16 protein-coding genes are annotated in these 17269 nt (G+C 41.9%); 10 read left to right on the top strand and 6 right to left on the bottom strand.

What is annotated here, in order from left to right; all coding sequences use genetic code 11:
• Positions 1-60: 60 nt before the first annotated feature.
• On the bottom strand, positions 61-540 hold the full coding sequence (locus tag F3059_RS13075; RefSeq protein ID WP_151170011.1) for a MarR family winged helix-turn-helix transcriptional regulator: 480 nt from the start codon (positions 538-540) through the stop codon (positions 61-63).
• Positions 541-772: 232 nt separating this feature from the next.
• On the opposite strand from F3059_RS13075, the gene F3059_RS13070 reads away from it, so the two are divergent.
• The 5 genes from F3059_RS13070 (at position 773) to F3059_RS13050 (ending at position 6812) form a co-directional block, all read left to right on the top strand.
• Complete coding sequence (locus tag F3059_RS13070) at positions 773-1723, top strand: isopenicillin N synthase family dioxygenase (protein WP_223274621.1); 951 nt, start codon at positions 773-775, stop codon at positions 1721-1723.
• A 6-nt stretch (positions 1724-1729) separates the two neighbouring features.
• The gene (locus F3059_RS13065; protein ID WP_151170007.1) at positions 1730-2374 is read left to right on the top strand and encodes a YceI family protein; all 645 of its coding nucleotides are present in this window, start codon (positions 1730-1732) and stop codon (positions 2372-2374) included.
• Positions 2375-2457: 83 nt separating this feature from the next.
• On the top strand, positions 2458-3636 hold the full coding sequence (mnmA, locus tag F3059_RS13060; RefSeq protein ID WP_151170005.1) for a tRNA 2-thiouridine(34) synthase MnmA: 1179 nt from the start codon (positions 2458-2460) through the stop codon (positions 3634-3636).
• A 14-nt stretch (positions 3637-3650) separates the two neighbouring features.
• Positions 3651-4778, top strand: coding sequence for a 3,4-dihydroxy-2-butanone-4-phosphate synthase (gene ribB, locus F3059_RS13055; protein ID WP_151170003.1), 1128 nt, complete (start codon positions 3651-3653; stop codon positions 4776-4778).
• A gap of 63 nt (positions 4779-4841) precedes the next feature.
• Positions 4842-6812, top strand: a complete 1971-nt coding sequence (locus tag F3059_RS13050) for an ATP-binding cassette domain-containing protein (protein WP_151170001.1) — start codon at positions 4842-4844, stop codon at positions 6810-6812.
• Here F3059_RS13050 and dapA read toward each other — a convergent pair.
• The 4 genes from dapA to prmC are packed head-to-tail and all read right to left on the bottom strand — an operon-like array spanning position 6799 to position 11218.
• Positions 6799-7692 carry a 4-hydroxy-tetrahydrodipicolinate synthase gene (dapA, locus tag F3059_RS13045; RefSeq protein ID WP_151169999.1) on the bottom strand — a complete coding sequence of 298 codons (894 nt, stop codon included), beginning with the start codon at positions 7690-7692 and terminating at the stop codon, positions 6799-6801. The two genes, F3059_RS13050 and dapA, sit on opposite strands and share 14 nt — an antisense overlap.
• A gap of 4 nt (positions 7693-7696) precedes the next feature.
• Entirely contained in the window at positions 7697-8257 is a 561-nt protein-coding gene (locus F3059_RS13040) for a DUF6913 domain-containing protein (RefSeq protein WP_151169997.1), read from the bottom strand.
• Complete coding sequence (gene ligA, locus F3059_RS13035) at positions 8254-10275, bottom strand: NAD-dependent DNA ligase LigA (RefSeq protein ID WP_151169995.1); 2022 nt, start codon at positions 10273-10275, stop codon at positions 8254-8256. Before ligA ends, F3059_RS13040 begins: the two co-directional genes overlap by 4 nt.
• The gene (prmC, locus tag F3059_RS13030) at positions 10268-11218 is read right to left on the bottom strand and encodes a peptide chain release factor N(5)-glutamine methyltransferase (protein WP_151169993.1); all 951 of its coding nucleotides are present in this window, start codon (positions 11216-11218) and stop codon (positions 10268-10270) included. The genes ligA and prmC overlap by 8 nt, the downstream gene beginning before the upstream one ends.
• Here prmC and ribD point away from each other — a divergent pair.
• The 5 genes from ribD to F3059_RS13005 are packed head-to-tail and all read left to right on the top strand — an operon-like array spanning position 11196 to position 16859.
• Positions 11196-12233: a bifunctional diaminohydroxyphosphoribosylaminopyrimidine deaminase/5-amino-6-(5-phosphoribosylamino)uracil reductase RibD gene (gene ribD / locus F3059_RS13025; protein ID WP_151169991.1), complete on the top strand. Its 1038-nt coding sequence runs from the start codon at positions 11196-11198 to the stop codon at positions 12231-12233. The two genes, prmC and ribD, sit on opposite strands and share 23 nt — an antisense overlap.
• A complete protein-coding gene (locus F3059_RS13020) occupies positions 12223-13629 on the top strand; it encodes a tetratricopeptide repeat protein (protein ID WP_151169989.1) in 1407 nt (468 codons plus the stop codon). The genes ribD and F3059_RS13020 overlap by 11 nt, the downstream gene beginning before the upstream one ends.
• Positions 13626-14477, top strand: a complete 852-nt coding sequence (locus tag F3059_RS13015) for an EamA family transporter (protein WP_151169987.1) — start codon at positions 13626-13628, stop codon at positions 14475-14477. The genes F3059_RS13020 and F3059_RS13015 overlap by 4 nt, the downstream gene beginning before the upstream one ends.
• A complete protein-coding gene (locus tag F3059_RS13010; protein WP_151169985.1) occupies positions 14470-15087 on the top strand; it encodes an IMPACT family protein in 618 nt (205 codons plus the stop codon). Before F3059_RS13015 ends, F3059_RS13010 begins: the two co-directional genes overlap by 8 nt.
• Entirely contained in the window at positions 15084-16859 is a 1776-nt protein-coding gene (locus F3059_RS13005) for a T9SS type A sorting domain-containing protein (protein WP_151169983.1), read from the top strand. Before F3059_RS13010 ends, F3059_RS13005 begins: the two co-directional genes overlap by 4 nt.
• Here the strand turns inward: F3059_RS13005 and F3059_RS13000 are convergent.
• The gene (locus F3059_RS13000) at positions 16856-17260 is read right to left on the bottom strand and encodes an acyl-CoA thioesterase (RefSeq protein WP_151169981.1); all 405 of its coding nucleotides are present in this window, start codon (positions 17258-17260) and stop codon (positions 16856-16858) included. The two genes, F3059_RS13005 and F3059_RS13000, sit on opposite strands and share 4 nt — an antisense overlap.
• Between the last annotated feature and the right edge of the window lie 9 nt (positions 17261-17269).

Genomic DNA, 17269 nt, shown 5'->3' with positions numbered 1-17269 from the left:
AGTGTTAAACAAAAAAAGTAAAATTTAGTTCTTGTACAAACTATTTTGGAATAAATATTGCTATTGAACGTTAGCTGGTTCGTGATCTGTAAGTACCGGTGAAGCACTCATATCCTTAGCCCCTAACACGTTAACTAGCAAGTCAGATGCTTTTTTAACTTCCTCAAACTGATGAGGAGTCATATTTTCGAGTTTGTCCTTTAGCTCAGTGTGCAACAAGCCGGGAGAATTCTCAATAACGTCTTTTCCCTTTTTAGTAAGCGACACATATGTTACACGTTTATCACCAGTCTTTGGTAACTTAGCTACATATCCTTTAGCTTCAAGCCTGTACATCAATCCGGTTACTGTGCTCGCGTTGAGATTGAGATATCTTTTGATATCACTTTGACGAGCCTTAAACTCCTCCTGCTCATTGAGGTACACAAGTGTCAACAATTGGGGAATGCTCACACCAAACTCTTTTTGAATTCGTTTTGACTCCAGGTTAATCGATCTCACAATTTTGCGAATATTCAATATGATTTCTTTCGCATCCATTTCATAAAAAATAAAAATTATATATAGATTGGGGTTATAATTGACCGCAAAGTTTACTGAAAAAATCCCGAAAAGTCCACTTACTGCCTCTATTCTAACAATAATTAACGATTGTTTACCAAAAAAGGTATCCACTCTGACTATACTAAAACCGAATTCCCATACTTTCGTATTTTCACGGAAATTGACAACTTTGGTTTAAAATAAACGAATCATGTCGGCAGATAACAATATGCAAGGAATACCCAGTGTAGATTTAGCTGATTTCACATCAGGCGATAGTGAAAAGAAACAAAACTTCGTCAAGAAACTAGGTGAAGCTTACGAAACAATAGGTTTTGTGGCTGTGAAAAACCACGGAATTGACGATGAACTCATCGAAAAACTTTACAGAGAAGTTAAGTGCTTTTTTGACCTCGATGAGGATGTAAAGTTGAAATATGAACACGCAGAGTTAGCCGGTCAACGCGGTTACACATCATTTGGTAAAGAACACGCCAAAAACCGCAACACAGGCGACCTCAAAGAATTTTGGCAATTTGGTCAATACGTTGAAGATGATGATCCGCTAAGGGAAGAATACCCTGAAAACATTTACGTTGAAGAGATTCCACGATTCAATTTAGTCGGTAAAAAAGCTTATCAATCGCTAGAAGCAACAGGTGTTGAAATGTTGCGTGCTATCGCAATTTACCTCGATCTGGATGAAAATTATTTCGATGACAAAGTGCTTAGAGGAAATAGCATTTTACGTGCTATTCACTACCCTCCCATCGATGAAAACGCTCCTGAGGATGCGGTCAGAGCCGGTGAGCACGAAGATATCAACCTCATAACATTGCTGATTGGTGCTTCAGCTGACGGACTTCAGGTTCTGAACAGGAAAGGTGAATACGTTGATGTTACAGCTCTTCCCGATCACATCGTGGTCAATGTTGGTGATATGCTCCAACGCCTCACAAATGCGAAACTGAGAAGTACTACTCATCGCGTTGTGAATCCGCCCAAAGATAAGTGGCACACTTCGCGCTACTCAATCCCGTTCTTCCTTCACCCAAAGAGTGACATGAAGCTTGATTGTCTCGATTCATGTATTGATGAAGAACATCCAAAACAATTTGACGATATCACTGCCGGTGAATACCTGGACGAACGCTTAAAAGAAATAGGACTCAAAAAATAAAAAGTCATGAAAAGAAAATTCTTAACACTATTGACAGTTGGTTCGTTTGCCTTTTTCGCGAGTTGCGGAAATCAGGGAACTGAGAAGAAAACTGAAGAAAAAGACAAAACCGCAAAAAAAGAAGAATGCACTTATGCATTTGACCTTGAAAACACTTCAGTTAAATGGACTGCTTACAAAACCACTGAAAAAATTGGCGTGAGCGGAACGTTTGATTCACTCATAGTTTCAAACACACAAAAAGCCAATTCAATAGCAGGTGTTTTTGAAAATGCGACATTTGAAATTCCGGTTGCTACGGTCAATTCCAACGCTCCTGACCGCGACAAAAAAATCCTGGCACACTTCTTTGGTGTTCTTGATAAAACAACCATGATTACTGGTGGAGTAAAAAAGCTCGGTGATAAAAAGTCAAGTGTTTCAATCGAAATGAATGGAATACAAAAAGACGTGGAAACAGAATCTTTAATCCGCAATGATTCTATCATTTTATCAAGTGTAATTGACCTTGCTCAATGGAAAGCCCAGCCTGCTGTCGATTCACTCAACACAGTTTGTTACGATCTCCACAAAGGATCTGACGGTGTGAGTAAATTGTGGCCTGAGGTCAAGATTGAAATTTCCTCAAAAGTCCAAAAGGATTGTAAATAAGAAATCATTAACAATCAGAACCGAACCCCGGCAACAAACTTGTCGGGGTTTTTCGTATGTAAGCCCTACCTTTGCAGCGAATTATGGAAAAAGGAAGAGTTGTAGTTGGTTTATCGGGCGGAGTTGATTCAAGCGTAACAGCTTATCTTCTTCAGCAACAGGGCTATGAAGTCATCGGGATGTTCATGAAAAACTGGCACGACACCTCTGTGACAATCAGTGATGAATGCCCTTGGGTTGACGATAGCAATGATGCGCTGCAGGTTGCTGAGTCACTCGGAATTCCTTTTCAAACGATCGATCTCAGCGAACAGTACAAAGAACGAATTGTCGACTACATGTTTGCTGAATATCAACGTGGACGCACACCCAATCCCGATGTACTGTGCAACCGCGAAATCAAGTTTGACATTTTCCTAGATGCTGCGATGAAACTGGGTGCCGATTATGTGGCAACCGGTCATTATTGTCAAAAAGGTGTTGAAGAAATTGACGGCAAAAAAGTTTACAAACTGCTTGCCGGGGCTGATAAAAATAAAGATCAGAGCTACTTCCTCTGCCAACTCAATCAGGATCAGCTGAGCAAGGCTTTATTTCCAATAGGGCATTTACAAAAGCCTGAGGTTCGTAAAATTGCAGAGGAAGCCGGTCTTGTAACGGCTGACAAAAAAGACTCCCAGGGGTTGTGTTTCATCGGAAAGGTGAAGTTGCCTGATTTTCTTCAGCAACAACTCAAACCCAAAGTCGGCAAGGTCGTGGAAATTCCGAAAGATGCCGGGATTTACGCTAAAAACGGCTCTGACCGTGACCTTGAAAAAATGGCTACTCCCTTCGCTCACACTGCTGAAATGGGCAATGTGGTTGGAGAGCACAACGGAGCACATTTTTTTACAATCGGCCAGCGAAAAGGTCTCGGCATAGGTGGAACGCCTGAGCCGCTTTTTGTGATTGAAACGGATACTGAAAACAACATTATTTATACCGGGCAAGGTGAAAATCACCCGGGGCTCTACCGATCGGCTCTTTTCATTCCAAACAGTGATACTCACTGGGTTCGCGAGGATTTGAAAATGAATGCTGGTCAGAGCCAAAAGTTCGATATTCGCATCCGCTACCGCCAACCTTTACAAGCCGGAACTGTTCATAAGACAGAAGAAGGTATTTACATTGAATTTGACGAACCTCAACGCGGCATTACGCCAGGCCAGTTTGCGGCCTGGTACAACGGTGACGAGTTGATTGGTTCCGGAGTAATTGCATAACGAAACATAGTTAGATGCGCGATAAATTAAATAAGATAGAAGAAGCTCTTGAAGATATCAAACAGGGAAAAATTGTCATTGTCGTTGATGATGAAGACCGCGAAAATGAAGGTGATTTTGTGGCTGCAGCCGAAATGGCGACTCCTGAAATGATCAATTTTATGGCTACCCATGGTCGCGGATTGATCTGCACGCCCATTACTGAAACACGAGCAAAAGAGCTGAATTTGGAGCTCATGGTGGGCAAGAATACAGATCCGCACGAAACGGCTTTTACTGTTTCGATCGACTTCAACGGAGCCGGAAATACAACCGGTATTTCTGCGCACGATCGCGCAAATACGGTCAGAGCCCTTGTCGACAAATCAACCAAACCGACAGATTTTAACCGTCCCGGGCACATTTTCCCGCTAAAAGCCAAAAACGGTGGTGTGCTCCGCAGAACCGGTCATACTGAAGCTTCTATTGACTTGGCACGTTTGGCCGGACTAAAACCGGCCGGAGTTATCGTGGAAATCATGAATGAAGACGGCACCATGGCCAGGCTTCCACAACTCTTTGACATTGCCGATAAATTCGATTTAAAGATCATTTCCATCGAAGACCTAATTGCGTACAGGATGGAAAATGAATCGCTTATCGAGAAAGTATTTTCCACAACGCTCGATCACAATGGCGATAAATTTCAACTCCATGTTTTCAACCAAACCACTACAGGTGAACGACATGTGGCAGTTACAAAAGGAATATGGGAAAAAGGAGAAGAAGTACTGGTTCGCGTACACTCTTCCTATCTGCGCGGAGATATTTTGAAATCGACTCAAATCTCAGCCGGACCTGAAATCTACGCAGCGCTTTCCATGATAGAAAATGCCGATAAAGGTGTAGTCATTTACATGCAGCAGGAAAACAGTAACACTATCCTGAATCGCAAACAGCGTAAAGAAGGAATCGATGCTGTTGATGCTAAACTGCAAAAGATGAAAATGGATCCGCGCGATTACGGTGTGGGAGCTCAAATCCTCAACAATCTTGGGGTTCAAAAAATGAAGCTCATGTCTAACCATCCTAAAAAACGCACAGGAATGGTAGGCTACGGTTTAGAGGTTACAGAGTTTGTTCCGTTAACAGAGAAAGCATGATTATTTCTTAAATCAACCCAACTCCACTGCGTCTATTTTCCCGAATCTCTGTTATTTTGCAGCATGATCGGAATCAACAACATTTCTGTTTCGTTTAGCGGACACCAGCTTTTTGAAGACATTTCCTTTAAAATACTCCCTAAAGACCGCATCGGTTTAACAGGGAAAAATGGTGTAGGGAAATCCACTCTCCTCAAAGTCATTATGAACATCCAGGAACCGGACAGCGGTTCAGTTGCGCTATCTGAAGACGACACACTCGGTTATCTTCCACAGGAACTCGAAGTTTCCAGTCAAAAATCGATCATGGCTGAAACGCTAAGTGTATTTGAGGAAGTCCATTCGCTGGAAAGGGAAATAGAAGAAATCAACAAACAACTCGAAAACCGCACCGATTATGAATCTGAAAGTTATTCTGATCTCATTCAAAAGCTGAGCGAAAAGCACGAACGACTTCACCTCCTCGATCCGGGAAAAGTGGAGAGTGAAGCTGAAAGGGTTCTGAAAGGACTCGGTTTTAAGCCTTCAGAGTTTCAAAAATCTGTAAGTGAACTCAGTGGTGGCTGGCAAATGCGAATCGAGCTCGCCAAGCTGCTCATCAAAAGGCCGACTCTTCTCCTTCTCGATGAGCCTACAAACCACCTCGATATCGAGGCAATTCTATGGCTGGAGCAGTTCCTCAAAAATTACTCGGGGTCAATTTTGATGATCTCTCACGACCGCATGTTTTTAGACAGCGTCACAAACCGCACGATTGAAATTGTAGCCGGCAGAATTTACGATTACAACGTTCCGTATTCAAAGTATGTGATTCAACGAGAAGAACGACTAGAACAACAATTGAATGCCAAACGCAATCAGGATAAGTTCATCGAGCAGCAAGAACGTTTTATCGAGCGATTCAGAGCCCAGGCCAACAAAGCCAAGCAGGTTCAGTCCAAGATCAAACAGCTCGAAAAGTTAGATGAAATCGAGACCGATCAATTCGATACGGCCTCTATTCAGTTCAACTTCCCTCCCGCTCCGCACAGTGGTAAAATCGCGATGAAAGGGAAAGACATTGGTAAAGAATACGAAAACAAAACGGTGTTTAAAGGTCTGGACTTTGAACTGGAACGTGGCGATCGTGTAGCATTTGTGGGACAAAACGGACAGGGAAAATCAACTCTGGTTAAAATCATCGCTGAAGGTCTTGAACACGAGGGGGAACTCGAGTTGGGACACAAAGTAAAGATCGGTTATTACGCTCAGATCCAGGAAGGGCAGCTCGACCCAGAAAAGAAAGTCTTCGACACAATTGACGATGAAGCTACCGGTGACTGGCGAAATGTTACACACATCAGGTCGCTGTTAGGTGCTTTCCTCTTTGGAGACGCGGATATGGACAAGCGTGTGAAAGTGCTTTCTGGAGGTGAAAAGTCAAGGTTAGCTCTGGCCAAATTACTCCTTCACCCGAGTAATTTACTCATTCTCGATGAGCCCACGAACCACCTCGATATGGACAGTAAGGCAGTTTTAAAACAAGCTCTACAGGATTTTGACGGAACGTTGATTCTCGTATCTCACGACCGTGACTTCCTCCAGGATCTGACCAATAAAACGTTTGAGTTCAAGGATCAAAAAATCAAAGAACACCTGGGCGATATCAAAGAGTTTTTAGATCACCACCAGGTTGAGGATTTCCGCGGGTTTGAACAAGGTGGATCTGACCAAAAACAGAAGGAGAAAAAGCAAAAGAAATCGACTGCTAAAAAGAAGCAGAAAGAATCTCATGAGGAGCGTAAGGAACGCGAAAAAGAGATCAGAAAATTGAAAAAAGCGGTCAATAACAAGGAGAAAAAAGTTTCGCAGACTGAAGATAAAATTGCCGAGTTGGAAGAAAAAATGAATGCCCCCGATTTTTACGATCAGGAGCATTCAAAAGATACTTTTTTTGAACACGGTGAGCTCACCAAAAAACTCGAGCAATACATGCACGAATGGGAGACTTTACAGAATGAGCTCGATGAAATGGAAGCTGTTAATCAAGACTGATTCCCGCATTCCCGATGGTGCGATATAGTTCATCGCGTAATTCTTTGCTGATCGGTGCAACAGGAAGTCTTACCGTGCTTTCACAAATTCCGAGCATTTCGAGTACAGCTTTAATTCCGCTCGGGCTGCCTTCTTTGAAGAGCAGCGGAATAATATCACAAAGTTGGTAGTGATACTTTCTCGCAGTTTCCAGGTCGCCAGATTTACCGGCTTCAATCAACGATTTAAATCGTTTTGGAAATGCATTGGCGATAACACTGATGACTCCATCAGCACCGATAGCCATTTGAGGAAGTACTAAATCATCATCTCCTGAGATTACTTTAAAATTCTCTGGTCTGTTTTTGATGAGTTGCGTCATTTGAGCAAGATCTCCGCTCGCTTCTTTAATTCCAACAATGTTGCTGAATTCGCGTGCCAGACTGAGAGTTGTTGAAGCGGCCATGTTTGAACCGGTTCTCCCCGGAACATTGTACAGAATAATTGGCTTGTCTGTTGCTTTTGCCACAGCTTCAAAATGGCGGTAAATTCCTTCCTGGTTGGGTTTAACATAAGCCGGACTAGCTGATAACAGCGCATCAACTTTTGCCAGTGAATCGATATCTGCCAGTTGATCAATTAATGCAGAAGTATTGTTTCCTCCGTGTCCGTACACAACCGGAACTCTGTTATTAACCGTTTCAATCACAAAATCGAGCGAGTTATTCTTTTGTTCGCGATTGAGCGTAGCAGCTTCGCCTGTCGTTCCCTGAACAACGAGATAATCAACTCCGCCTGCTATAAGGTGCTCAATCAGTTTTTCAAATCCTTTGTAATCGATGCTTGTATCTTGCTTGAATGGCGTGACAATCGCTACGCCTACTCCATTGAATTTATCCATAATCCTAAGCTGTTTTCTTATTTATCATTCTTAAAAAGCGCTCTAATTGCTCGGCAAAGTAACGCGCGGTTTCGTCTTCACGAATTGATAGCAGGAGGTCGAAATACGGTTCTGACCACGATGCATTGCGAGCTGTTCGCGTGTTAGCAGTAGTCAGTTTATTAATGAAAAGCAGTGGAATAGCCGGGTTACGAGATGGCATAATCACCAAATCGTATTCCTGCTTCAAATTTGCAATTTTTTCGTCATTCGGTTTGCCGTAAAAATTCGTATCGTCACGGTTGAGAATCACGATTTTCGATTCATTTTCCAGGTATTGGGGCAGTTTCTTTTCCTTTACATCGATGTAAAAAACAGCATCCACATCAAATATCCCGTAATCAGATTTCAATTTGCTGTAGTACCACTTTAAATCGTCATAATCCTGCTGACTCTCAATAAAGCCGAGTAGCAAACAACTTTGAACCTCATCGAGGTTGATGTTTTTTCTCCTTTTCTCGGTCAGAGCCGGAAGCCTGCCGAGCATGTATTTTCCAAATCTGTTCCTCAGTTTTCCAAGTATCATTCTACCATTTCTAAAAAGTCTGTCTCACTGATGATCGGAACACCGAGTTTTTCAGCTTTTTCACGTTTTGCCGGCCCCATGTTGTCTCCGGCCACGAGGTAATCAGTACTGCCTGAGATTGAGCCCGTGTTTTTGCCTCCGTTATCCTCGATCATCTTTTTGAGTTCGCTGCGCGAATATTTTTCAAATACTCCAGAAATCACAAACTTTTTACCAACTAATTTATCAGACGATGAAGCGAGCTCTTCTTCGCTCAGTTCCATGCTCAAACCGTGATCTTTCAGGCGGTTTACAATTTCAACGTGATCTTCATTTTCAAAATAGTCGTGAACACTTTTGGCAATGACAGTTCCAATTTCGGGAATGGATTCTAATTCTTCAACAGATGCCTTTTTCAAATTCTCCATCGATTTCATCGCTTTGGCAAGCGTCTTTGCAACCGTGGCTCCAACGTAGCGAATTCCCAATCCGAATAAAACACGCTCAAACGGTTGTTGCTTACTTTCCTGAATTCCGTTGATCAGGTTTTCAGCACTCTTTTCTGCCATCCGTTCAAGTGGCAACACATCTTCCTTTTTGAGCTCGAAGAGATCAGCCATGTTATTGATCAATCCTGCATCGTGAAGCTGAACGATTGTCTCCTCACCTATCCCGTCAATGTCCATCGCGTTCCGACTGATAAAATGCTGCATTTTTCCAATAATCTGTGGTGGACATCCGGCTTCGTTTGGGCAAAAATGTAGCGCTTCGCCTTCCTTGCGAATCAGTTCAGTACCGCACTCGGGACATTCAGTTATATAGTTGAAAGGCTCACTATCTTTTTTTCGTTCCGTTTTGTTGACACCCACAATTTTCGGAATGATCTCGCCTCCTTTTTCCACGTAAACCTGATCTCCTTCTCGCACATCCAGCTTTTTGATGATATCAGCATTGTGAAGTGAAGCGCGTTTTACGGTTGTTCCGGCAAGCTGAACCGGTTCCAGGTTCGCAATTGGTGTCACAGCCCCTGTACGGCCAACCTGGAAAGAAATGCTGTTCAGCCTTGTTTGTACCTGCTCTGCTTTGTACTTGTAAGCAATTGCCCAACGTGGCGACTTAGCCGTACTTCCCAACTCTCGTTGTTGTTCGTAGTTGTTGACTTTTATGACAACTCCGTCAATCTCAAAATCGAGTCCGAGCCGTTTCTCCTCCCAGTAATTGATGAAATCCATTATTTCATCGATGTTCTTACATTTCTTGATACGGTGATCGCTAGGTTTAGGGATCTGAAAGCCCCATTCACCGGCTTTTTCAACTGATGCGAAATGTTCATCAGCCACTTCATGTTCTGAGTAGATCCCGTACAGAAAGCAGTCGAGTCCGCGTTTGGCGACCTCACTGCTATCCTGCAATTTCAAGGAACCTGAAGCTGTGTTTCGCGGGTTTGCATAAGGCTTTTCGCCTTTGTCAATCAGGTTTTTGTTGAGCTTTTCAAATTGCGGTTTGCGCAACATGATTTCACCTCTAATCTCAAATGAAGAAGGGTAATCAGCATCGGTCAGAACCAGTGGAACCGTTTTGATCGTGCGCACATTGTTCGATACATCATCGCCTTTTTGTCCGTCTCCGCGGGTCACAGCCTGGTAAAACTTCCCATCCCGGTATTTAATCCCGATAGCCACACCATCGTATTTCAGCTCGCATACAAACTCTGTTTCTCCTTCAATGTTCTTTGCCGTACGTTTGATGAAATCCACAATTTCATCTTTTGAATAAGAGTTGCTGAGCGATTGCATCGGGTAATCGTGCTCAATTGTATTGAACTCCTTTGTGATGTCTCCGCCAACTCGCTTCGTAGGAGAGTTTGGATCGTCAAATTCCGGATTTTCCTCCTCCAGCTTTTCGAGTTCCTTCATTTTCATGTCGAACTCCTGATCGCTGATCGAAGGATCATTCTTTATGTAATATTCATGATTATAGCGCTGTAAATCTTCACGGAGCGCTTTTATCTTTTCTTCAATGTCTTTTTTATCAGCCATTTTGATGGTATTCAGCCGCTACAATTCGCGGATTTCCACTTAAATCTTCAATCAACTCAACTTTTTCATAGCCTTTTTTTTCTAGCATTTTCACTACTTCATCTCCGTATTGATAATGCGTTTCAAAAAATAGTGAGCCTCCTTTTCGCAATAGCTTTTTGGCTTTATCGGCTATGAGTTCGTAAAAATAGAGTGGTTTGTTTTCAGGAGCAAACAATGCGAGGTGTGGTTCGTGATCAACCACATTTTTATCGATTGATTCTCTTTCATTTGTATCGATGTAAGGTGGGTTACTCACTACAATATCAAATTCACGGTCAGAGCCGTAATCCTCTATACCCGTTACCTCAAAATCGATCACAGCATTCAATCTGCCGGCATTTCTTTTGGCCACCTCAACAGCTCCCACACTTTTATCAATTGCCGCAACATTCCACTCTGGCCGATTGACTTTTACCGATACAGCGATACAACCGCTGCCGGTTCCCACATCGAGCAAGCTATGATGGCTCTGACCGAAACGGTTTAAAATCAAATGTACTAACTCCTCCGTCTCAGGTCGCGGAATGAGCACATTTTCGTCAACTTCAAAATCGAGATCGTAAAAATGTGCTTCACCCAAAATATATTGTAGCGGAATGTCTTTTTTGAGATCTTTTACCAGGTAAATAAACTTCAACAACTCCGATTCAGAAAGCCTTTGCGAGAGATTCAACCGCATTTCATGAGGCGCCATTCCAAGGAACTTACGCATAGCCTCTTTTGTGATAAAATCAATCTCTCCGCTAGTGAATTGAGCAGAAAGTTTGCGATGCAGATACTCACTAACGGCTTTTATTGTATTTTCGGGTATTTCCACGACTGCGAAGTTATGAGAAATGGATACATTTGAGCCATTAAAATGAAAATCTGAATACCCGATGAACATTGATGAACAGTACATGCAGCGTTGTTTGGAATTGGCGAATTTGGCCAACGGATTTACAGCTCCCAACCCGATGGTTGGTTGTGTGATTGTTCACAATGGAAAAATCATCGGTGAAGGATTTCATAAAAAAGCTGGCGAACCTCATGCTGAAGTAAATGCGATCAACTCGGTTGAAGATCAGTCATTGCTTCCTGAGTCCACTCTCTATGTCAATTTAGAGCCTTGTTCGCATCACGGTAAAACTCCTCCATGCAGTGATCTGATAGTAGAAAAAAAGATAAAACGTGTTGTAGTTGCTATGCAGGATCCGCACAAAGCTGTTGCGGGAAAAGGACTCAAACGATTGAAAAAAAACGGAGTCGAGGTAAAGATCGGAGTGCTCGAACGTGAGGCTCAACAACTGAACAGACCTTTCATTACTTTTCACACGAAAAAGCGTCCTTTTATCACACTTAAATGGGCTAAAAGTGCAGATGGCTTTATCGATCACCACCGTATTTCGAGTGAGAAAAGTGCTCAGGCAATTTCAGGTCAGCATACAGCAATTCTAACTCACAAGATGCGCAGCAGACATGCAGCCATTATGGTTGGCACCCGAACTGCATGGCTGGATAATCCTTCACTCAACACGCGATACTGGAATGGAAATGACCCGGTGCGCATCACGCTCGATCGCAATGTTATGTTGCCAAAAGACCTTAAGCTTTTCACAGATGGAAAACCCACAGTTGTTTTCAATGCACAGGAAAATCATGTGGAAAGAGAAGTGGTTTATAAAAAGCGCTCTTTTGATAACGATTTAATTCCGTCTCTGCTTCACGATTTACATGAATTGCAAGTTCAATCGCTTTTTGTTGAAGGTGGATCGATGCTCTTGCAAAGCTTCATTGAACGTGATTTATGGGATGATGCCTGGCTCTACAGCTCACCCAAGGTTCTGACCGAAGGAGTTAAAGCACCAACTTTCAACTTTCCGTTTAAAAACCGCTTTTCAATTGGTAATGATTTAATTGAATATTATGAAAATTAGACTTTTCATTTCATTCATTTTTCTGCTATTGAGTAGCATGAGTTTTGGTCAGAACCCAGACTCCGCTCTTATCAAAAAAATTGATCAGCGACTTTACGACATTTGGGATTATATGTCCTCACACCCCGATTCATTTGAGACGGAAGTGAGTGAGATAATGAAGGATGCAAAAGCAATTGGTTATCATGCAGGAGTTAGCCAGGGATGGCGCTACAAAGCAGTAAAACAACTCTATGCCGGTGAGCTGGATTCAGCTTTACACCTAGCTGATCGAGCACTCGAAATTCAAGTCATAAATGATGATAAAAGCAATGCGGCTCTCACATACAACTTGTTGGGGATAATTTACAAGAAAAAAACTGATTACGGCAATGCAATCAGTAGCATCATGAATGCTCTAAAGATCAACCAGGAGTTGAATTATCTCTCTTCAGCCGGAGCTAACTATTCCAATTTATGCGAAATATACCGCATACAGGGAAAATATAGAAAGGCACTTGAAACAGCGAAAAAAGGGCTTTTACTCAATATAAGTGATAAAGACACATTTGGAATTTGTAATTCTTACAACAACGTAGCTCTTTGTTATCAAAAGCTCAGCAAATACGATACAGCAGCTGAGTATCTTATGAAATCGCTGGAACTCGAAAAACAGTTAAAAAGAGACAACGGTATTGTCAAAAGTTACATCAATATTGGAAATCTATATGCTGAAAAAGGCGACTATGACCTCGGGTTGTACTACACAAGAAAAGCTTTGAGTCGGTTCGACTCAGCTATGGATGTTGAAAGTAAAGCAGTAGCGCTATTGAACATTTTTGACCTGTATATTTATAAAGGTCAATTAGATTCAGCATTGAAATACGGAACCAAAGGACTTAAATTGACGAAAGAAATCAACTACCCGGATTTGGAGTTCGATTACTACAAAACATTCTCGAAATATTACTCATCAAAAGGAGATCACAAAAAGGCTCTCGAGCATTACAAGAGGAGTATTCAACTTCGAGACAGCCTTGACCTGGTAAACGATGGAGTGAAAATAGCTGAGATTCAGGAAAGGACTGAAGCAGAAATAAAACAAAAAGCATTTGAAGAGAAACGAAAAAACAGATTCAGGTTCGGACTATGGGTCTACTCAAGCTCTCTAGCACTTTTCCTGATAATCAACCTAATATCACTAAAATTAAAAACATCATTTATTTCTCAGCTTATCAAAAAAGTATCCTGGTTCCTTATCATTTTCAGCTTCTCAGGAATTCTTTATCACATCGTTCAGTATTATTGGAATATCGACTTTTCAAGCAAACTAAACTTCACACTCCAGCTTGGAATAACAACATTATCCTCCATTATTTTCTACACTTTTGCCGTCCGTAAAAGCGTCAATAAATGATCTATTTAATACTGTCCATAGCCTCTTCTACCCTTTTATTTGTCATTTTCAGGTGGATTGGCGTAGCGCGCATCAACAACTTTCAGGCAGTCGCTATCAACTACTGGGTTGCCGGATTGTTGGGGCTCGGACTATTCTTCAGGGATGTCCCGGAGTTTACAGCAAAATCAGATAATCTCATTACTAGCGGAGCGATGGGAATCCTCTTTATCACCATTTTTTACTTCATGGTAAGAACCACACAAGAGTACGGCATCAGCGTGGGAAGTGTAGCCAATAAAATGGCAGTCGTTATCCCCACAGTTGTTGCCATCTTTCTCTATTCAGAGCCCGTAAATTCATGGAAGGTTATCGGGATTTTGCTCGCTATCGTCAGCCTGTACCTTACCAACAAAAAGAAAGGAAAAGACAGCAGTAAATACATCGGGTTGTTTCCAATAATTGTATTCCTGGGTAGCGGACTCATCGATACAATCTTAAATTATGCAGCCTTTAAATTAGTGAGGGAATTTGAAGGAATTTTCACTTCATTTATCTTTTTATCTGCCGGAATTTTAGGCGCTATAGCCATCCTTTTTAAGCGGGAAAAGCTCCAGAACAAAGCTCTAATTGGCGGTTTGGTACTGGGAACCGTAAACTTTGGCAGTATTTACTTTATTCTCAAAACTCTCAATGCCGATATTCTGGGTGCAAGCGCCATATTTCCCATCAACAACCTTTCAATTGTATTGTGCTCGACCTTTGTTTCAGCCTCTTTTTTCAAAGAAAAGTTATCATTGCTCAATATTTTAGGGATACTCTTCGCAATAGCGAGCATTGCAATTTTAGGATTTTTAAGTCATGGATGAGCAAGACACATACCTTACTATAACTAAGCAAACTGAAGGCTTTTACAAAGAAAAAGGCAGCAAGTTTCTAGGATATGCAATTCCGATTGAAAGCGTTGAGGAAGTGAAAGAAAAAATTGATGCTTTGTGGAAAGAACATCACAATGCACGCCACGTTTGTTTTGCTCACATCATTGGTGTGAAACAACCGCAGATAAGAGCAAATGATGACGGAGAACCATCAAACTCTGCCGGAACTCCAATACTAAATCAAATCAGATCATTTGAAGTTACCAACACACTCGTTGCAGTTGTCCGGTATTACGGAGGTACAAAGCTGGGAGTTTCTGGGTTGATCAACGCCTACAAAACAGCAGCCCGTGAAGCACTCGAAAACAACACCGTTGAAAAACGATACATCGAGCACTATTACAGCATTACAGAAAGTTACGAAAACATTAGTCTGTTAAATCGTATATTAGAGCAGCAAAACGTTAGAATTGTCAATCAGGATTTTGGGAGCTCTGTCAGTATGACTTTTGCGGTCAGAACCACAAACAGCGAGCAATTGCTAGCACAGCTAACTGCCAAACAACTGAGCGAGCCTACATTTATTAAAACAGTACAATGAAGCTTTTTTTCACACTTCTGTTCACTACAACCCTTTCATTTAGTGCTTTAGCACAAAAGGATTTACAAGTTGATACTTATACGGGCAACAAATCCCATTATTTCTATTTGAATAAGGAAGTAAGCGATGCACCAACTGAATATTTGGCTCAAAAAGCCATCTCTAAAACGCTCCCAGCTCATATTGCAAGAGACATCACGCTTAGCGAGACAAGTCACAAGACAACAAAAACCGGAGCCATCATTCGCTACAATATTTCTTACCAGGATAAACCGGTCTATCTAGCTCAACTTTCTGTACAGCGATTAAAACGGCTTCAGAATAAAGTCTTTATTGGAGTTTCATCACCAGATAAATGGAACGCCAGACCTACTTCGAGCCAGGAATTTGACGTTTGGTTTTTCGATGGTAAGGAGCTGATTCCGGCTCTGACCGAGACATCTGAAGATGCTGGGGGAATGCACTACGAATCTGTCACGAAGCTCGATGGAAGTAACCTTATAAAAAGACCCTGGGGAGCTTTCTCCGGGCAAAACGTAAAAGCAAGATGCAGTCACTACGCTCCCGATCCCATTTCGAGCTCAGGCTCCTCCTACTCGCAATCTCCTTTCCTCGATAACAATGACGCTAACAACTCAGCATTAGAAGCTGAAATACAATTCGATTCTGTAGAAGTTACCCTCGATACCGGAACGTATTTTCTCCAAAACGACTATGTGAGAATACGCGAACACAGTTTGCCAAATGTAGCTCCTGTCACCTCATCAACTCCAAACTTTGATTTCACCAGAGATCAATCAGGATTTGAAGACGCCAATATTCTCTATCACATTTCAAATTTTTGGCATTATATAGATGGACTCGGCTACGGTACTGAGATAAACTATTCAATACCTGTCGATGCACACGGATTTAACGGTGATGATCAATCATCATTTGACAATTTCACTAACCCACCTCAACTCACATTTGGTGAAGGAGGAGTAGATGATGGCGAGGATGCAGACGTAATCGTCCACGAATACACTCACGCTATTTCCCACGCATTGGCTCCTTTTACAAACTCGGGTGGCGAACGAAGAGCGCTCGATGAAGGAATTTGCGATTACACAGCTGTTTCTTATTCAAAAACATACACCAATCATTTGTACAGTGAGGTTTTCAATTGGGACGGTCACAATCAATTTTGGGATGGTCGCATTGCATGGCGCAACGATCCTTATCCGCAGACTTTAACCGGTAACTTTTACCAAAATGCAGAGTTGTGGAGTTCAGCTCTTGTTCACATTGAAAACAACCTTAGCAGAGATCTCACTCATGAAATATTGTTCGAAAGTATGAGAAACTACCAATCTGGAATGACGATGAGGCAAGCAGCCCACCTTTTCATTCAGGCTGATAGCAACCTCACTGGCGGATCTAATTATCCTGTTATTTCACACATATTATTAGATCGCGGATTTATCCAGGAGTCTCAGGTTCCCCGCCCACCCGGTATCATTGCCGATGCTGAGGAAGTCAATCACAGTTCATTTATCGAAATAAAAAACACTTACGGGTTTACCTATCAAAATGGCTCTTTAGAAGTAAATGCTTCAAGCCCACTCAAATCAATTTCGGTTTACAACATTTCAGGTAAATTGGTTTTTCGGTCAGAGCCGGGATCTGACCATTACCGAATTGTAGCTAACAAACTACCCACAAGCGGACTTTACATCATCGAAGTGAAAACAGATAATGCAAGCCGCATTCAAAAAATCGTTGTTCCTTAAAAATAAGGTTTGAATTTTGAGATGAGATCTTCAGGTGGTTTGGTTGGCTTACCAGTTTTGACATCCACAAAAACAAGCGTTGTGTAAGCTGTGTTTAGTTGTTTTCCCTTTTCATTGTAAGCCTTGTAATGGAAAGTAATTCGCACAGATGGCAATTCGCGAACTTCAACTTTTATTGTGATGTTTTCATCGTAATAAGCCGGATTGAAAAACTTCGTTTGATATTCCAAAACGGGAAGCATCACACCAGAATCCTCTAAATCACGGTAAGAAATTCCCAAATTTCTCAACATCTCTACTCTGGCAACCTCAAAATAAGTTGCATAATTCCCGTAATAGACATATCCCATGCGATCAGTATCGGCATAACGGACCCTTAACTTATGTGTAAATTGAAGCATTATTTAAAA

It is taken from the genome of Salibacter halophilus (genome assembly GCF_008806325.1).
Taxonomy (GTDB): Bacteria; Bacteroidota; Bacteroidia; order Flavobacteriales_G; family Salibacteraceae; genus Salibacter; species Salibacter halophilus.
This window is presented reverse-complemented; position numbering and strand designations above follow the sequence as displayed.